Source organism: Campylobacter sp. BCW_4319 (genome assembly GCF_001764435.1).
Lineage (GTDB): Bacteria > Campylobacterota > Campylobacteria > Campylobacterales > Campylobacteraceae > Campylobacter_D > Campylobacter_D jejuni.
The window spans coordinates 1-18096 of sequence record NZ_MKAQ01000018.1 but is presented as its reverse complement, the minus strand read 5'-3'; the positions used below and the strand labels follow the sequence as shown (position 1 = coordinate 18096).

13 protein-coding genes, 3 tRNA genes and 1 pseudogene are annotated in these 18096 nt (G+C 30.4%); 5 read left to right on the top strand and 12 right to left on the bottom strand.

Translation table 11 applies throughout. From position 1 onward, the window contains the following. Nucleotides 1–8: 8 nt before the first annotated feature. From pckA to AJN56_RS07650, 4 genes are read right to left on the bottom strand one after another with little or no spacing between them, the layout of a single operon-like run. Nucleotides 9–1583 carry a phosphoenolpyruvate carboxykinase (ATP) gene (pckA, locus tag AJN56_RS07665; protein WP_002856033.1) on the bottom strand — a complete coding sequence of 525 codons (1575 nt, stop codon included), beginning with the start codon at nucleotides 1581–1583 and terminating at the stop codon, nucleotides 9–11. Nucleotides 1584–1595: 12 nt separating this feature from the next. Next, nucleotides 1596–3395, bottom strand: coding sequence for a biotin/lipoyl-containing protein (locus AJN56_RS07660; protein WP_002869159.1), 1800 nt, complete (start codon nucleotides 3393–3395; stop codon nucleotides 1596–1598). A 32-nt stretch (nucleotides 3396–3427) separates the two neighbouring features. After that, the gene (locus AJN56_RS07655) at nucleotides 3428–4768 is read right to left on the bottom strand and encodes a sodium-dependent transporter (RefSeq protein ID WP_002853706.1); all 1341 of its coding nucleotides are present in this window, start codon (nucleotides 4766–4768) and stop codon (nucleotides 3428–3430) included. 12 nt (nucleotides 4769–4780) lie between these two features. Further along, entirely contained in the window at nucleotides 4781–6115 is a 1335-nt protein-coding gene (locus AJN56_RS07650) for a sodium-dependent transporter (RefSeq protein WP_002853878.1), read from the bottom strand. Between the two features lie 232 nt (nucleotides 6116–6347). Here AJN56_RS07650 and AJN56_RS07645 point away from each other — a divergent pair, with 232 nt between their 5' ends. The 4 genes from AJN56_RS07645 to AJN56_RS07625 all read left to right on the top strand — a co-directional run bounded on the left by AJN56_RS07645 (nucleotide 6348) and on the right by AJN56_RS07625 (nucleotide 8472). Next, nucleotides 6348–6686 carry a F0F1 ATP synthase subunit C gene (locus AJN56_RS07645; RefSeq protein WP_002853683.1) on the top strand — a complete coding sequence of 113 codons (339 nt, stop codon included), beginning with the start codon at nucleotides 6348–6350 and terminating at the stop codon, nucleotides 6684–6686. 36 nt (nucleotides 6687–6722) lie between these two features. Then, nucleotides 6723–6808 (top strand) — tRNA-Leu (locus AJN56_RS07640). Nucleotides 6809–7881: 1073 nt separating this feature from the next. After that, nucleotides 7882–8109: a type II toxin-antitoxin system HicA family toxin gene (locus tag AJN56_RS07630; RefSeq protein WP_002869367.1), complete on the top strand. Its 228-nt coding sequence runs from the start codon at nucleotides 7882–7884 to the stop codon at nucleotides 8107–8109. 3 nt (nucleotides 8110–8112) lie between these two features. Then, nucleotides 8113–8472, top strand: coding sequence for a type II toxin-antitoxin system HicB family antitoxin (locus AJN56_RS07625; protein WP_002779573.1), 360 nt, complete (start codon nucleotides 8113–8115; stop codon nucleotides 8470–8472). A gap of 331 nt (nucleotides 8473–8803) precedes the next feature. On the opposite strand, the gene AJN56_RS08930 is transcribed toward AJN56_RS07625, so the two are convergent. The 4 genes and pseudogenes from AJN56_RS08930 to traN form a co-directional block, all read right to left on the bottom strand. Then, nucleotides 8804–8935: a hypothetical protein gene (locus AJN56_RS08930; protein WP_002853808.1), complete on the bottom strand. Its 132-nt coding sequence runs from the start codon at nucleotides 8933–8935 to the stop codon at nucleotides 8804–8806. 4 nt (nucleotides 8936–8939) lie between these two features. Next, nucleotides 8940–9824 (bottom strand): hypothetical protein, encoded by an 885-nt coding sequence (locus AJN56_RS07615; protein WP_011812748.1) that lies wholly within the window; start codon nucleotides 9822–9824, stop codon nucleotides 8940–8942. 13 nt (nucleotides 9825–9837) lie between these two features. Next, nucleotides 9838–11678, bottom strand: a pseudogene (locus AJN56_RS08925) (conjugal transfer protein TraG N-terminal domain-containing protein). A gap of 268 nt (nucleotides 11679–11946) precedes the next feature. Beyond that, on the bottom strand, nucleotides 11947–12438 hold the full coding sequence (gene traN / locus AJN56_RS07600; RefSeq protein ID WP_257044002.1) for a conjugal transfer protein TraN: 492 nt from the start codon (nucleotides 12436–12438) through the stop codon (nucleotides 11947–11949). Nucleotides 12439–12968: 530 nt separating this feature from the next. Here traN and AJN56_RS07595 point away from each other — a divergent pair. Then, entirely contained in the window at nucleotides 12969–13880 is a 912-nt protein-coding gene (locus AJN56_RS07595) for an AEC family transporter (RefSeq protein ID WP_002853470.1), read from the top strand. A 7-nt stretch (nucleotides 13881–13887) separates the two neighbouring features. Here AJN56_RS07595 and AJN56_RS07590 read toward each other — a convergent pair whose 3' ends face one another. From AJN56_RS07590 to AJN56_RS07575, 4 genes are all read right to left on the bottom strand, one after another. Beyond that, complete coding sequence (locus AJN56_RS07590; RefSeq protein WP_002869369.1) at nucleotides 13888–17400, bottom strand: acyl-[ACP]--phospholipid O-acyltransferase; 3513 nt, start codon at nucleotides 17398–17400, stop codon at nucleotides 13888–13890. A 44-nt stretch (nucleotides 17401–17444) separates the two neighbouring features. Then, nucleotides 17445–17825: a hypothetical protein gene (locus AJN56_RS07585; RefSeq protein WP_002853267.1), complete on the bottom strand. Its 381-nt coding sequence runs from the start codon at nucleotides 17823–17825 to the stop codon at nucleotides 17445–17447. Nucleotides 17826–17891: 66 nt separating this feature from the next. Continuing rightward, nucleotides 17892–17968 (bottom strand) — tRNA-Asp (locus tag AJN56_RS07580). Nucleotides 17969–18019: 51 nt separating this feature from the next. Beyond that, a tRNA-Val gene (locus AJN56_RS07575) sits at nucleotides 18020–18095 on the bottom strand. Nucleotide 18096 lies beyond the last annotated feature (1 nt).

Sequence of the window (18096 nt, the reverse complement as noted above, 5' to 3'; positions counted from 1 at the left end):
TAAATACCTTAAATTTTTGGTCCAAATTTGCTAAATTCAATACCTTCTTTGACATCTTCATAGCGTTTGAAATTTTGCACAAACATATGTGCTAGCTTATCTCTTGTTTCAGCATAGGCATTTTTATCTAACCAAGTATTTATAGGATTTAAAAGCGTGCTTTCTACACCTTCTAAAGCTTTTGGAATAGCTAAATTAAACACTTCAAAATTTTCAAATTCGCATTTTGCAATACTCCCATCTAAAATAGCATTAATGCAAGCCCTAGTAGCCTTAATACTCATTCTTTTACCTACACCGTAACTCCCACCGCTCCAACCCGTATTAACAAGATAAACATTAACTTCATGTTTTTCAATCTTTTCACCAAGCAATCTCGCATAAACCGTTGGATGCAAAGGCATAAAAGGTTCTCCAAAGCAAGCTGAAAAAGTTGCTTGAGGCTCTGTTATACCACGCTCAGTTCCAGCTACTTTTGCTGTATAACCGCTTAAAAAATAATACATAGCTTGCTCTTTACTTAATTTACTCACCGGAGGCAAAATTCCAAAAGCATCTGCACTTAAAAATATAATATTTTTTGGATGCCCTGCTTTTAAGCTAGGCTCATGATTTTCAATATGCTCTATAGGATAAGAAACTCTCGTATTTTCTGTTTTTGAAGCATCAGCATAATCAACACTCTTATCAGCTCTTAAAACTACATTTTCTAAAAGTGCATTTCTTTTAATAGCTCCATAAATTTCAGGCTCATGCTCAGGATCAAGATTGATTGTTTTTGCATAACAACCGCCCTCAAAATTAAATACACCTTCATCATCCCAGCCATGCTCATCATCACCTATGAGTCTTCTTTTTGGATCGGTTGAAAGCGTAGTTTTTCCTGTACCGCTAAGTCCAAAGAAAAGTGCCACATCGTCTTTTTCTCCGACATTTGCGCTACAATGCATAGAAAGTTTATTTTCTAGTGGCAGCCAATAATTCATCATAGAAAAAATACCTTTTTTCATTTCTCCACCATACCAAGTTCCACCAATAACCGCTATATTTTCTTCAACATTAAAGATCACAAAAACCTCTGAATTTAAACCATCTTGTTTATAATCTTCATTGATACATTTGCAAGCATTATAAACAATAAAATCTGCTTTAAAATTCTCAAGTTCCTCTTGACTTGGGCGAATAAACATATTTTTAACAAAATGCGCTTGCCATGCAATTTCAGTAACAAATCTTACTGCTTTGCGACTTTGCAAAGAAGCACCGCAAAAAGCATCTTGAACATAAATTTTCTTTCCACTTAACTCTTGCTTTGCTTTGGTCAAAAGCTTATCAAATAATTCTTTTGTAATAGGCTGGTTTATCTTCCCCCAAGCTATATATTTACTAGATGGATCTTGTTTTACAAAATATTTATCTTTAGGACTTCTACCTGTAAAAATTCCCGTATCCACACAAAAAGTATCATTATCCGTGCTTAAACCTTCATTATTTGCTTTTTCATGAGCATTTAATTCATCATAACTTAAATTATGAAAAATTTCCTTTATGTTATCTAAACCTAAATTATCAAATTTTTTCATTTTTCCCTCACTTTAATTCTTGTAAATAGCTAATACTTCGCCTTCATTAACAGTATCGCCTATTTTAATACAAAGCTCTGAAATAATTCCATCTTTTGGAGCATTAACCTCAATCTCCATTTTCATTGCTTCTAAAACCATGATAGCTTGACCTGATTTTACTTCTTCGCCTTCGTTAACATAAATTTTAAAAACATTACCCGAAATACCTGCTAAAACTTCATTTTCAGCATCTACAGAACTTGTCGAATTTGAAGAAATAATATTTTTATTTTCTTCTACTTTTTTTACACTCTTAACATTAACATCTTTATCAAAGCCATAGCTTACTTCTACATGATATTTATTACCATTTACAGCTACGGTAAATTTGTTTTCATCTACACTCATAGGTTTTGGCATACTGGCTAATTTGCGTATATTTACCTTTGCCTCTCCTTTTAAAAATGCTATACCTTTTTCTTTACAAGCTGCTGCAATAAATATATTTTCTTCACTCGTTTCTATACCCTCTTTTTCAAGTAAGGTTTTGGTATAAGCTATACTTTTACCCTCATCTTTATCAGCTATATTTATAGCAAGCTCTGTAGTAGGTTCTAAATTAAGTTGTTTTGAAGCAAGTTCAACAATATTTGTATCGGGTGCAACAGGAGTTTTTCCAAAATAACCAAGCACCATTTTTCCATAACCTTCTGCGATTTTTTTCCAAGGCCCAAACATAACATTATTAAATGCTTGTTGAAAATAAAATTGAGAAACTGGAGTAACCGAAGTACCAAATCCACCTTTTTCTACAACTTCTCTCATAGCATGAATGACCTGTGGAAATTTATCTAAAATATTATTATCCCTCATCATTTGTGTATTTGCCGTTAAAGCTCCTCCTGGCATAGGAGAAAAAGGAATAAGTGGATTTACCATAGTAGCTTCAGGGGGTAAAAAATACTCTTTTAAACAATCTTTTAAAACTTCTTCGTATTTTAGAATTTTTTCTTCTTCAAATCCACCTAAATCATAATCTTTACCTTTTAAGGCATGCATCATGGTTAAAATATCAGGCTGAGAAGTTCCACCACTTACAGGAGCTGCAGCCAAATCGATACCATCAACACCTGCTTCAAGTGCTGCAAGATAGCAAGCTATACTCACTCCTGCAGTTTCATGCGTATGAAGCCTAATGTGTGTATCTTGAGGTAAAATTTTTCTAGCCATTTTAATGGTTTCATAAATTTTATTTGGATTAGAAGTTCCACTTGCATCTTTGAAACAAATACTATGAAAAGGAATTTCTGCTGCTAAAATTTCTTTTAAAATTTTTTCATAAAAAGGCACATCATGGGCACCTTTACAATTTGGCGGTAAATCCATTAAAGTGATAGTAATTTCATGCTTTAACCCATATTTTACTATACATTCACCACTAAATTTTAAATTATTTACATCATTAAGGGCATCAAAATTTCTTATCGTTGTAGTACCGTGTTTTGCAAAAAGTTTTGCATGCAAATCAATAAGCTCACTACTTCCAGTGTCTAAAGTAACGGTATTGACCCCTCTTGCTAAAGTTTGAAGATTGGCATCTTTTCCTACAATAGCTCTAAATCTATCCATCATGGCAAAAGCATCTTCATTAAGATAAAAATACAAGCTTTGAAATCTAGCACCACCGCCAAATTCAAAATGTGTAATGCCTGCTTCTTTTGCTGCTTCTACTGCAGGAAAAAAATCATCCATTAAAACCCTAGCCCCATAAACGGACTGAAAACCATCTCTAAAGCTTGTATCCATTACATCGATGAATTTTTTAGCCATTATTTTTCCTTAAAAAAAATATTTTTTCATTATTATACAAAAATTTGATAACACATTACCAAAATTATTGCTATAGGCGATATAAAACGAATAAAAAACAACCAAATTAAGAAAATTTTTCTACTTATAAATTTAGAAAAAATTTTATAAATTTGTTTTTTATTCATAAAAAAACCTACAAATATAGAGCATACTATAGCACCAAGTGGAAGTAAAAAATTTGAAGTTAATTTATCCAATAAAGTAAAAAAATCTTTTCCAAAAAAACTAAACATAGAAAAAAAATTTAAATTTAATGACAAGATACAACAAATTCCAAAAACAAAAACAAATAAACCTATTAAAAATAGAGCTTTAACACGAGAAATTTGATAGTTATTAATCATATAAAAAGTTAAAGGCTCTATCATTGAAACAGCTGAAGTAATACCAGCAAAAAAAAGTGCTAAGAAAAAACAAAATGCAAAAATATAGCCTAAAGCTCCAAGTTGATTAAACAAACTCATCAAGGATACAAAAACAATTCCTGCTCCTTGAGTATGCGGATCGGCTCCAAATTCAAAGATAAAAGTAAAAACAATAAGTCCCATGATAAAAGAAATCAATAAGTTAATCAAAACAATATACACTGAACTTTTTATAAAATTTGTTTTTTTATCCAAGGCTGATGAATATGTAACTATACAACCTATTCCCAAGCATAAGGTAAAAAATGCAAGCCCTAAAGCTTCGGCAATAGAGCTAAATTTAAAATGTGAAAAATCAGGATAAAATAAATAAGAAAAAGCATTTGCAAAACCTTGCTTAAATCCCATGCAATAAAACAACATAAAAACAAGCATTAAGAACAAGCTAGGCATTATAACAACATTTAATTTTTCAATCCCTTTGATTAAACCTTTAGATACTATTAATAAAGTAAGAAAAAAAGATAAAGTGAAGAAAAAAACAGAACTTGTCAAATTTGTAGTAATTAAATTCTGAAAATTACTTGCTGCTTCATCTAAAGTTTTGGGAAGATAATAAAGACTAACTACAGTATATTTTAAAACCCATCCCATGATAACTAGATAAAAAGAGAGGACAAAAATACCACCTAACATAAAAACGCCACCATATCGCCATCTATTGCCATATTTTATGGCAAGATTTGAATAAGCATTTGCAAGATCACTTTTACTTAAACGTCCCATAGCCACTTCAGCTAAAAAAATACTAAATCCTATAGTTAAAGTAAAAAACAAATATAAAAGCACAAAAACAAAACCGCCATTTTCTGCGCTTAAAGTTGGGAATTTCCAAGCATTACCTAAACCAACAGCTCCACCAGCAACAGCCAATACAAAACCGATTTTTGAAAAATATGTTCTCATTATTTTTCAAACTCACTTTAAAAAAGCGGCTATCATAACTATAACAACAGCCAAAGGGGAAATAAATCTCAAAAACACATACCAAAGTTCAAAAAATATACCCCTCATATAAGGTTCAAATAAAATTTTTAAAGCTTCTTTTTTCATCACAAATCCCACAAAAATAGCTGCCAAAATTCCACCTAAAGGCATAATAACCTTACTTGAAATACTATCAAGCAAATCAAAAAAACTCATTCCAAAAAATCCAAACTGAGTACTTTTTAAAGAAGATAAAATACACAACATTCCTAAAATATAAACAACAATTCCTATTAAAATCAAAGCTTTTTTACGGCTCATACCAAAAGTATTAATAAGATAAAAAGCAAAAGGCTCTATCATTGAAACAGCTGAAGTAATACCAGCAAAGATTAAAGAAATAAAAAACGCTGCTCCAAAAATACAACCGATCACCCCAATTTTTTCAAATAAAGTAGCCAAGGAAATAAAAACAAGTCCTGGTCCTTGCTGATTAGGATTGTAACCAAATTCAAAGATAAAAGTGAAAACAACCAAACCCATTAATAGACCAACTAAAAGATTGATAAAAATAATATTTAAAGTACTGGTAATAAAATTAGTTTTATCAGGCAGACTAGCAGAATAAGTAATAATCGTCCCAACACCCAAAGAAAGACTAAAAAAGGCAAGTCCTAAAGCTTCAAGAACATTTGAAGTGTTGATTTTGGAAAAATCAGGCACAAAAAGAAATTTAACCGCCATCATAAAACCATCTTTACTAATAGCATAAACAAGCATCAAGATTAGTAAAATAAATAATGAAGGCATCATCCAAACATTTAACTTTTCAATCCCATTCTTAACACCTTTAGAAACAATATAAAAAACACATAAAAAAACCAAAGTAAAACAAATAAACTGACTTAAAAAATCCTCGCTTGTAAAAAATCCAAACTGCGCTTTACTTACTTCTAGATCCATAGGCAAATTTCCAGTGATACTTAAAAACACATATTTAACTATCCAACCAATCACCAAGGTATAAAAAGAAACTATTAAAATCGCCCCTATCATAGTAAAACCAACATAAGACCAAGCTTTTTTATTTGAAGGTGCTAACTTTTCATAGGCATTAACCGGATCTTTTTCACTAATTTTTCCTATGCTAAGCTCAGCTAAAAATATCACAAAACCTACACCCAAAGTAAGAATTATATAAAGCAAAATAAAAGCAGATCCACCACTTTGACCTACTAGTGTTGGAAATTTCCAAGCATTACCCAAGCCCACTGCTGAACCTGCTACCGCTAAAATGAAACCTATTTTTGAAAATTTAGAACTCAATGTTACAACCTTAACTTAAAAATTATTTTAAAATATTATTAAAGCAAAAAAACTTTTAAGCTTTATTGAAAACAATCAAATTTAAATCAAAAATGTGAATTTTTGTAAATTTCAATAAAAATAAAGATACTTTTGGTTATAATTCGGCTTTATTTTTAAGTCTTAAGTAGGGATACGCAAGCCGAACTGATTTAAAAATTGAAAAAATTTTTTTTATAGAAAGGTTAAGATAATGAAAAAAGTTCTTTTTTTATTATTAGCATGTGCAGCAGTAGCTTTTGCAGCTGAAACTAATGCTCCAGTAGAGCAAGAAGCTATTAATGTATGGATTAAAGCATTTTCAGTTCTTGCAGCAGGCTTAGGTCTTGGTGTTGCAGCACTTGGTGGTGCTATCGGTATGGGTAATACTGCAGCGGCAACAATTGCAGGAACAGCTAGAAACCCTGGTCTTGGGCCAAAATTAATGACAACTATGTTTATCGCTTTAGCGATGATTGAAGCACAAGTTATCTATGCTCTTGTTATCGCGCTAATAGCACTTTATGCAAATCCTTTTATAGTTTTACAATAAAACTTATTAAAGCCCTTTTTTTGGGCTTTTTTCTATGCGGTTATGGTGGAATTGGTAGACACGCCATCTTGAGGGGGTGGTGCGCTCCGCGTGTGCGAGTTCAAATCTCGCTAACCGCACCATTTATACTACTAACTACATAAATTAACATAAATATAAAACTTAAAAAATATCTATAAAATAGGACTTTAAAACTATCTAAAATCTAAATTAAATTTTTCCGTTAAAATCCATTTTAAAAATTTTTCCCTAACTTTTCTCCTAACTTTTTATTTTTTGTTTTAAAAAGTTAGGAGAAATTAGCTTAAGGAGTTTATTTTAAATGCTTACACAAAAAGACATAATAAAAAATATAAAAACTATTTTTATAAGAAGTTTTTTGTATTTGATTATAAAGATATCCAAAAATAAGAAAATTAACAAGAGACTAAAAGTATTAAGGTACATTGATTTGCGGAAAGGAAATTCTATCACACAAATAATCAATAAGATGATAAAACATTTATTCAAAAATACTATAATTAAAGCATATTAGGCATGGCTACTCTTTCGGTTGCAAGAAAGAGACATGATGAGTAAGATCATTGAATTTTTAGTTCTTGTCTTAGAATTAATTAATGAGATAATCAAGCTCATTTGATATAACCATTGAAAAATTTTATAAAAACCACGCTTAGTCTAAGCTTAATACATTTATACTAAAAAACATTTAACCGAAAGAGACGTGGCTTTCGGTTATGAGAAATTCATAGCAAAAATACTTTTACAAAAAAATAGAAAAGATTGGCAAAAAATTAGAAAAGCAAAAAACAAGATTCGCTATAATAAAAATCCGCCTTGAGTTTTCACTCTTGGCGGAAATTTAGCAATCAAGGTTAACTATGAAACGACATAGTGAGCGTTTTGTGAGATTATATCTAAACTTTAGGTTTTTTAAGTTTAAAATGGAAGTATTTTTAACAAAACCGCAGGACAGAAAAGCCCCTTGCCTTTGTTAGTACATGAAACTACAAATTCTTATTCATTTTTCCAAGTCAAATAAAAAAGAAATCCGTTTCAAAACGCAGCTCAATAATCTCAGTCTTAATACTTTCAATTAAACATACAAAGACAACAAGATTAAAAGAATTGCGATCGGTTTATAAGTGATACTTAATAAAAAGTGTGTATAATACATACTCATAAGGATATTATAGTGAGTAAAAAAGATAAAATTATTAAAGATTTAAAAAATAATCCTAACAATGTGCGCTTTGAAACGCTTAAGATTTTATTAGAAAGCGAAGGTTATGAATGTTTTAATAAAGGCGGATCACATTATCAATTCAGAAAAGAAGAATGTGATCTTATTGCTATTCCATTTAAACGCCCTATAAAGGCCATATATGTCAAAATGGTTTTAAAAGCTATAACAGGAGAATGAATTATGAAAGACTTAGATTACTATCTTAATCTACCTTATGAAATTATTATAAAAAAACTTGATGAAAAAGATGGCGGAGGATATTTTGCAAGATATAAAGATTTCCCTTATATTATGGGAGATGGTGAAAATGAAATAGAAGCCTTAAAAGATCTCAAAGAAGCATTTAAAGGAGCATTAGAAGTTATGCTTGAAAAAGGTGATTATATTAAAGAACCTATTGATAATGAAGCAAAAATTAGAATTAATATTACCTTGCCTAAAAGCTTAGTAGAAGCAATAGATACAATAAGCGATAATAGAAGCAAATTCTTAGCCGATCTTGCAAATAGTGCTATAAAGTCTTATAAAATTAGCACTTAAAAATTGACATAGTTAAATAAAAAAAGAAATCCGTTTCAAACCACTAAAAAATAGGCATTTTATAGCAAAAATACTTTCAAAATTGATTAAAATATGGTATAATTTTATTAAAAATATGAATAAGTTATTAATCAAGGAGTAATATTATGCTTTCCACATACTTAGTTGTTAGCTTTTTAATATTTATTGTGTTGTTTTTTTCAATTTTAAGTTTTTATATGGTTTTTCTAAAAAACAGAAATACAGAAAAAAGGGAAACTAAAATAATTAATAAAATTTTATTTCTCTTATGTTTTCTCTTGCTAATTTCAATTTCGATTTTAATTGGAGTTTATTTAGGAGTATTAACAACTGTTAAATCTGTCGTAATTGCTTTTATTGCATTAGTTTTTATATTATCGTTGTTTTTTATAGCTTTTTCTGTAAATTGTGCTATTTTAGATTCTATTTTATCTTTAAACAAAAGGCTATAAAGCCTTTTGTTTAAATAGAAGGAGTATCTTTTCCAATAGGATTCCAATTTTTAGAAGTTTCCCTAATAGCATTACCTCCTTTTTATTATCTTGAGCTATTTGTGAGTGAGTTGCTCCGCTTTTAACTTCTTGACTATCTGGCATTGTTGTAGTGTTGCTTGTTCTTTTACTACTTTGATTTACTTGATCTTGATTTAAATTAGATTGAGTTAAAACACTTCTTTCTGATCCATCAATGGTTTTAAAATTCATACCTGCAGCGTGTGGCATAGTAGTGTTATTTGGACTAACAATGCTTTGAGCGCCATATTGACTATTATATTGTGCAAGTTGTGCAGGATCATTCTTAACCATATCGGATACATAATTATCTGCTTTTGCAAAGTATTCATTTTGTTGAGCTGTATTAAGATTGCTAAAGTCTTTATTATCTCCAGCAGCAAGATCTCTTGCAACCACATTAAGTGTATTGTCAATATTATTAGTACTAACAGATTGAATACCTTGTTCTGTTTGGGTATAGCTTTGAGCATATCCAACCATTTTTGAATAAGCTGTAGAATCGCCACCTGAAAGCGTATTACTCCAAGAAGACATACCTTTTGTGGTAGATAGAGTTTTAAGAGAAGCTCTTTCCATTATTTCATTATATGCAGCTTTTTGAGCTTCTGAAAAAGTTTCAACATTTCCTATACCTCTTTTTGAACTTGCACTTGATTGAATTTCAGCACCATTTCCAAGAACGCTAAAACCTGCATGAGCAGAAGCTGCTAATGCAATTTCCGCCTTTTCTTCGCTAGTTAAATCAGTTCTATTTTGAATCTCTTGTCCAATATTATTTGCAAAAGCCTTCTTAAATGCTTCATCTCCTTTCTCCATAAATCCTTTAGCTTCATTTAAATGCACTTGCTCTACCGCTTTGACTCATATGTGAATATTGATCATTAAAGTTTTTATTCCAAGCATCAGAATTTGCTTGAGATACGCTATTAACAGTTGTCATAGTTCCTGCGCTAAGTTTGGCGCCTGACATCATACCATCAACATTTGTTCCTGTCATATTTGCATTAGAGGTTTCAGAATTCTTTGTATTATCACCCATAACTGATTGAGTATTAAATTTAGTAACCACACCATCTATATTTCTTGCATATTGAAGCGATGCTACCCCTGCACCCACAGCCCAAACTTCATCTCCTCTAGGAGCAGCAATGCTAGTTTGTGTAGATAAGGCTTGCTGATTTGCAAAGCTTCCAGCAGTTCTTGAAGCACCTGTTAGAGCTTGAGATAATCCAGAAGCAAAACTCACAAATCCTTGTTCGCTTGCTTTAGCTATGGCATAAGCTAAAACAGGAGTACTCATTACAAGGTAATTCATGAAATTTGATCTATTTGCTACTTCTTTAAAGATAAGCATGTTATCTCCTAAGCTTAAAGCTGCTTTTCCCCTGTTATTACTTGCGCAACATTCATAAGATTAAAATCATTTATAAAATTAATAATACAAAGTATAGGAGTCCAAAGCACTATCCAAATACATAGAGTAAAAAACATCTTAATATGTGCGTAAGAGCCAAACACAATAGAAAGCAAAGCAACAAGTCAAGACAAACCTATGATGATAGCTGTTAAATAAGCTTTAGCTAAAGGCAAATAAGTTTGTGCCAAGTGTCCTTGTGCTTGCATACTTGCGTAAAATTGCTGATCCGCATAAGCAGTATTTGCAGCCACAGAAGCAGGATTTAAACCTACTGATTTAGCGGTATTAATGATTGCATCTTGAGAAGCAAGCATTATCATGGATTGTTGCAAATAAGATCTAGCACTCACAGCTTGTTTGTTATAGATTTGTGCAGCGCCTAAGAACTTTTGCTCATAATTTGCCATATCATTCGCCATACCAAGCAAAGCAGCATGAATTTTCATAGCTTCATCTGTATCTTTTTGAATCATTTCAACGATTTGAGGACTTGCATCAGAACAAGGCACAACACTTTGTTCTTCAATATTATTGTTATTTTTAAACAAAGGAGTGAGCTGAAAGCCATTGCCTATGTTTGTGAAAAGATCTTGCATTAAATTATCAGAGTTTTGAAAAAGATTTCTACCTTGTTGATTAAGCAAGATACCTACTGAAACGCAGTTTCTAAAGTAAAAATCAATATTTTTTTGTAAAGTTGCATCAATAGCCGAAAGCTTTACGCTTGGTAAAGCACTCATCACTTGAAGTGAAAAACCTAAACCTGCGTTAGAAAAATTTGTAGATTGTGGAGTTGAAAAATGTTTTTCCATAGCTTCTAGGATAACCTTCTCAAATTGTGTTATTAATGCAAAGCTTTTTCCTATGCCTATAGGAATTTGAGAAATGACATAATCTTTACTAGTGACTTCATCGTGAATCATAAAGCGGTGATTATTGTCATTTGGTGTTTTTAAAAACATGACCCACACTACAGCAAAAAGTACAAACATTTTTCCAAATTCAAACACAGGGTTTGTTTGTCCATCCATTGCTTTTTTAATACTAAAAAGTAATAATGAAATAGCTAAGGCCGCATTAACGATATAACTTGTTTCAGTGGTTATTCCTTTAACCGCTTGCATGATTTCATTCATCACATCGCCGTAACCCCAAGTATAAATTAGATTTCCATTAGCTATTTCAGTTGCACCAAATAAAAATGAAGGTGTAAAAAACAAAGTGCTAAGGAATAACAAGTAAAATCTTTTCATGGACTGTTTTAAGAAGTTAAAGAGTTTGTTTTTGGTATAATTATAAAAGGTAGATGCCAAAGGCGGCTACCTTTGGCATTAATCATAACCTAGAAAGGCGGTGATTAAATTGCTAAACATTGTTCTTATAATTATACTCTTAATGCTTTGCTATGTCAAGGCTTATTGAGTATCCCCTGCTTTTGCAGGGTTTAGAACAATCCCTTTGGCTTACACCAAACAAACTTTTAACTAAGCTTCTCTCCTTTCTAATAATTTATTTTCTTTTTTAATTTGTAGGTTTTTTCGTTGCATTCTCGATATTGTTTTGAATCTTTTCTTGTATTTTCACAGAATCAGCTTGTATTTTTCCTGTGTCAAAACTTCCTACAATATCAGCAATGAACTCACTTAAATCAATTTCACTAAAATCTAATTTTTGAAATTCTTCAGGAGTGAAGCCTTTGCATTGCGGACCCTCCTCACTACCCCACCCTTTTCCAAGCTGAGGGCATCCTTGTTCATTGAAAATTCTTCCTAATTTAGAATTGAAGCAACAAAAACTTTTCTTTTTTTCAACGCAAATTTTAGTAAAACCTAAACTAACCTTTTTAGAACAATAAGTTCCTACTTCATGACATTTTCCTGCATCGTTTAATTTAGCAAGCTTTTTCTCATCTTCTTTACAAGCTACAAGTCCTAAAAATACATTATCCTTATCACAACATCCACCACCAAACATATCCCAATTTTTACAACGATTATCCTGACCATTGAATATTTATAGATACTGAACTATTTGAAACCTTATTATTAAAAAATACAAAATCAGTGCAAATGTGAAAAAACCGCTATATAACCTTAAAGAAATTGAAAAAAATAATTTCAAATTCAAATGATGCACAGTGAAAATAAGAAAAGCAATAAGATAAACTTTCAAAATAAATCTGTCTTATTGCGTGAATATTAAAAATAAAAATAACTAAAGTAGATGATCTCCGCCTAAATAAGTTTAAAAATATTCAAAAATTAAAAACAAAAGCTATATTAATTTATTGTTTTTATATCATTCTAAATACAATATATAGTATTTTAATTAAGATTAAACCGCACCATTATTTAAAATTATAATCATTCAACTTAAAATACCAACTATTCAAAATCAAATTTCAACTTACAATTTCTTAAAGTTACAAAAAATAAAAAATATTGGTTTTTTTAAAAAACTTAAAAAATATTAAGATTTTTTTTAAGTATAAAGAATATAATTCTATCCGTTTTCAAAAACCATCCCTTAAAAAGGATTATTCAATGTTTGTTTTTATACCATTATTTACAATTTTTATTTTACTTGCAGGCGGATATTTTGCCAAAAGAATTGGCGTTTTAAAGCAAAAACAAGCTAGGACTTTTTTAGATTTTGCTATTATTTTTGCTTTACCTTGTTTGATTTTCGATAAAGCATATCATTTAAATTTTGATTTTTCATTGATTATTTTTATTTTTATTGGATTGTTTAGCTGTATACTAGCAGCTTTTTTTGCTATTCTTATTGGAAAAGTTTTTCATTTTTCTAAAGTAACTTTAGTCAGTATGTTTTTGCTTTCTTGTTTTGGAAATACTATATTTGTGGGTATGCCTATTGTTGCTGGTGTATTTAATGACCCGCAATTTAGCGCTGAAGTTATATTTTACGATGCTTTAGCCACAACTTTACCTATATCACTTTTTGGACCTTTTATACTTTCTTTGGGAAATGGAGAAAAAGTCAGTTTGCTTGCTAATGTTAAAAAAATTCTTAGCTTTCCACCTTTTTTAGCTTTGCTTTTTGGTTTTTTGTGTAAATTGATTACTTTACCTGAATTTATTTTCTCTCCTATTCGTTTATTTGGTGCTTCTGCAACCCCTGTCGCACTTTTTGCCATAGGTTTAGGACTTGGCTTTATGGCGATTAAAACCTCTTACAAACCTACAGTAATTGTCATCTTTGCTAAAATGATTTTAGCTCCTTTATTTTTTGTATTTTGTTTAAAAATATTTAATTTAGAATTAAAAGATTCTACCATCGTTGCTATTATAGAAAGTGCAGCTCCTACTATGACTTTAGCAGGAGCTATGGTAATGAAAGCTAAACTAGATAGTAATTTAGCCGTAAGTGCTGTAGCCTTTGGAGTTCTTTTTGCTTTTGTTTCTATGCCAATTTTAATTTGGGCTTTATTATAAGCTCAAATTATAGGGCTAAATTTTTAGCTAATTCTTTAACTTTCTTTAGATCAACTTTTCCTGAACCTAGGAGGGGAATTTTTTCTATTTGAAAATAATATCTAGGTTTAAAAAGTGTAGGTATATTAGAATTTTTTATAGCCTCACATACTCTTTCAAAAATTTCATTATTACACTCTATGAGTAAAACAATTTGTTCTCCTTTTTTCTCATCTTCTAAAGATGTGGCACAAAATTTAACCACTTCAGTGTCTACAAATTTGGTAATTTCTTCTTCTATTGCACCCAAAGAAATCATCTCTCCGCCAATTTTTGCAAAGCGAGAATAACGATCGACAATATATAAAAAACCATCTTTATCTAAATGCCCTTTATCTCCCGTGTTGTACCATCTTATACCATCAATTTCTTTAATCACTTCATCGGTTTTTTCTTTGTCATTAAGATAGCCTACCATAACTTGATGACCGCCTATAAGTATGAGTCCATCTTCATTTGTTTTTAAATTTTCATAATTATTTGGATCAACAATACGCACTGCAGTTCCAGGTAGAGGCATTCCTACACTTCCTTCTTTATTGGCACGATGTATAAGCCAATAATCCGCATCAAAACGATTTGGTAAATTTACACTCGCTACAGGTGTAGTTTCCGTAGCTCCATAACCTTCAAAAATGCTTTTTTTAAACTTCATTTCAAAAGCAGTTCTTACTTCATTTTTTAGTTTTTCAGCACCTGATACAACTATTCTTAAGCTTTCAAACATTAAAGCATCAAGTTTTTTATTTCTTGCATAAATTCCTAAAAAGGTTGAAGTTCCACACATAATAGTGATATTATTTTTAGCAACAGCTTTGGCAACCCCTAAGGCATCAGTTGGATCTGCAAAAGTGATACTTTTAATACCTTCAAGCAAAGGCAAAAATGTAGTTACGGTAAGTCCAAAAGCATGAAAAGGTGGTAAAGACGAGAGAATAACATCATTGTTTCTTGTGCAAAGTACATCAGAAATTTGTGCTATATTGCTTAAAATATTACGGTTATTTAGCATAACACCTTTTGGAGACCCCTCGCTTCCACTGCTAAATAAAATAGCTGCGATGGCAAGATTGTTTTTTGAAGGAGTGAAGATACTTTTGAGTATAAAACTAGGCATTATACTAACTGCTAACATCATGCTAAAAATTTTAGTTTTTTGCATTTTAAAATCTTCTATAATATCTTCAAAATAAATTAAATGTATATTTGTATCGAAATTTAGGTTTATGCCTTTATTTGCTAATTTTTCTAAAAAAGTTTTAGAAGTATAAATTTGTGAAATTTGCGCATTTTTTATAGCTGCTTTTAGAGCTTTTTCTCCAGCCGTGAAATTAAGATTTACTGCAATTTTTTCTGCGATTAAAACAGATAGATTGGTTAAAGAACTTGCAAAAGAAGCAGGTAGTAAAATTCCTATAGCTTCCTCTTTAGGAGCGTAACTTCCACGCTGAGGGTTAATGTTTAATTCTTTGGATTTTCTTTTAATAAAAAAATTAAGAAATAAACTAAGAGTCAACATTTTTCTATAAGAAATATCTCCAGCTAGTGTATCGATAATAGCTATTTGATTTAGATTTTTTTTAGCTGTATCTATCCAAGCTCTTGCTATAGTATGCATAGCTTCGCATTGTGATTTCCAAGCCATAAAAGAAAGTTCAAAAACTTTAGCTTTAACTTCATCTTTTTTAGAATGCAAAGGCATAGCTTTACCAAAAGCTATAGCAATTTTTCTTTTATTTAAAGTGCGGTTTCTTGCTGAAAATTCTTCATCGCTTCTTGAAAAAGCACTACCCCAAAGTCCTCTTATATAAAAAGGAATAATTTTTCCATCATCTTCGCTTAAATATTCACAAGCTAATTCAAATCCTGCTTTAAATTCATTTAATTGTCCATGTCGTGAAAGTGTACCTTCAGGAAATAAGCAAACTAAATTACCTTCTTTGATATGCTTTGCTATCAGTTCTAAACTCGTCTTACTTCCTGTACTTGATACAGGAATAATACCAAATTTATCAAGAAAAAATTTAATATACCATTTAGAATAAATGCTTCTTTCCATAACAAAATAAATTTTTCTTGGAATTGCCATTTGTACAACAGCCCAATCAATAAAAGAAATATGATTACCCAAAAGTAAAGCTCCACCTTTTTCTGGTATATTTTCAAAACCTTCTACAAGTAAGCGGTATCGTTGTAAAAAAGCTATGCTTAAAAGTATACGCACTAAAGAAAAGGGAAGTTTTAAAAGTATATAAAAACTTCCTATAAAGGTTACTAAAGCAATAAAATAAAACAAATAAACCACATTGATTTCAAATTTTGCAAATAAAGTTGCTAAGAGTAAAAATCCTAACATGGCAATATTTTGAAAAAAATTATTTCCTGCAAGAATTTGTCCCAATTCATTTTCTTTGGCATGAAATTGGATTAAAGTATTTAAAGGAATGATAAAAAGGGCTCCGCAAAATCCAAAAAAGAAAAATAAAAAACTATAACTTAATAAACTTATAAAACAAGGCATTAAAAAAACCATTAAAAACATACCCGATGCACCAAGTGGAATAAGTCCAAGTTCTATATAATTTTTTGAAAATTTACCAGCTACTAAAGAGCCTAAAATCACTCCTATACCAGAAAAAGCGAGTGAAATTTGCACATAAAAAGTATTTTCTATGAAAAGTTCATTTTTGGCAAAGACAGGAAAGCTGACAAGATAAAGTTGAGATATAGCCCAAAAAAATGAAATTCCAATTATGCAAAACCAAATAGTTTTATTTTTAAAAACAAGCTTAAGATTATTTATTAGAAGTTTTCCACGGATATAATCTTTTTTATTAAAAACTAAATCTTTATTTGTTTGTTTGAGCTTAGGTAAACGACATGCAAAAAATACTTCGATACAAGAAAATAAAATTAACACAATTCCTAAAGGTGCTACTTCTTTTAAAATTTCATCTGTTTGATTATACATAGAACTATAAAGACTTTCAAAGCTTAAAGAAAATAAAGCCATTCCCGCTAAGATTGCCACAATGCTTACCGCATTAATTACACCATTACCCATAGCAAGAAAGTCTTTTCCTACGAGTTCTTTAATAAAACCGTATTTACTTGGTGAATAAATCGCTGCTTGTGCTCCCATTATAAAAGTAAAAATAAAAGCCATCCAAAAAGCACCGCTATAGTAACAAATGCAAATTATTAAAGTGAGTATAACATTGAAAATTGCTGAAATTTTCATTACAATATTTTTTGGATATTTATCCGCTAAAAAACCCGAAGGAGAAAGCATAAGAATAAAAGGAAGTAAAATCAAAGCATTAACTATAGCATTTAAAAATAACTGCTCACTTCCTTCATAGGCCTTATAAATAGTATTTTGAATAATAATTTTATGTCCCAAATCCACAAAAGCATTGATGAATACTATAAGTAAAAAAGGAATTAATCCGTAAATTTTCAAAAAAGATTTTTTTTGCATTATTTAAACCTCGTCAATTAGCACTTATTTTACAAAAGAATTTATCAGTTTTTAGGAAAATTATCTATATTATCTTTTAAAATAATTCCATCGATTTTTAATTTATAAAATTTTTTAAAATTCTCTAATTTATCAACAATCATTAAAACCCTACTATCAAAAACATAAAATTCTGCAACCTTACTAGCAAATTTTGCAAGTTTTTTATCATTACAAAGCAAAAACTTAGCTCCTAAAGCATTGGCTAAAAATATCTCATCTTTATTTTGAACTAAAATAGCAAATTCAAAATCATTTTGACTTAAATAAGAAATCAATTTTTCATCATAAACAATACAATAAACTTTATTATCTTTAACTTCTTCAACACTTTCAATAAAAGAAAAATCTAAATTTTTTAATAATTTATGTCCAATAATAAGCATTTTTTTCCTTAGTTCTATTTTTTATTATTTTGCAAATTATACTTATAAAATTGTTACCAAGCAAGATGGCGCAGCGGACGGGGCTCGAACCCGCGACCTCCGCCGTGACAGGGCGGCATTCTAACCAGCTGAACTACCGCTGCATCCAAAGTAAAGAAGTAGAGATTATAAAACCTATTTATGATTTTATAAAATGGTGGTCACTATAAGACTCGAACTTATGACATCCACCTTGTAAGGGTGGCGCTCTACCAACTGAGCTAAGCGACCT

Bases quoted from the DNA above. Each gene is read 5' to 3' on its own strand.
- AJN56_RS07590 (WP_002869369.1), bottom strand. From the start codon at position 17,400: ATGCAAAAAAAATCTTTTTTGAAAATTTACGGATTAATTCCTTTTTTA.
- AJN56_RS07615 (WP_011812748.1), bottom strand. From the start codon at position 9,824: ATGGAGAAAGGAGATGAAGCATTTAAGAAGGCTTTTGCAAATAATATT.
- AJN56_RS07660 (WP_002869159.1), bottom strand. From the start codon at position 3,395: ATGGCTAAAAAATTCATCGATGTAATGGATACAAGCTTTAGAGATGGT.
- pckA (WP_002856033.1), bottom strand. From the start codon at position 1,583: ATGAAAAAATTTGATAATTTAGGTTTAGATAACATAAAGGAAATTTTT.
- AJN56_RS07655 (WP_002853706.1), bottom strand. From the start codon at position 4,768: ATGAGAACATATTTTTCAAAAATCGGTTTTGTATTGGCTGTTGCTGGT.
- AJN56_RS07645 (WP_002853683.1), top strand. From the start codon at position 6,348: ATGAAAAAAGTTCTTTTTTTATTATTAGCATGTGCAGCAGTAGCTTTT.
- AJN56_RS07625 (WP_002779573.1), top strand. From the start codon at position 8,113: ATGAAAGACTTAGATTACTATCTTAATCTACCTTATGAAATTATTATA.
- AJN56_RS07595 (WP_002853470.1), top strand. From the start codon at position 12,969: ATGTTTGTTTTTATACCATTATTTACAATTTTTATTTTACTTGCAGGC.
- AJN56_RS07585 (WP_002853267.1), bottom strand. From the start codon at position 17,825: ATGCTTATTATTGGACATAAATTATTAAAAAATTTAGATTTTTCTTTT.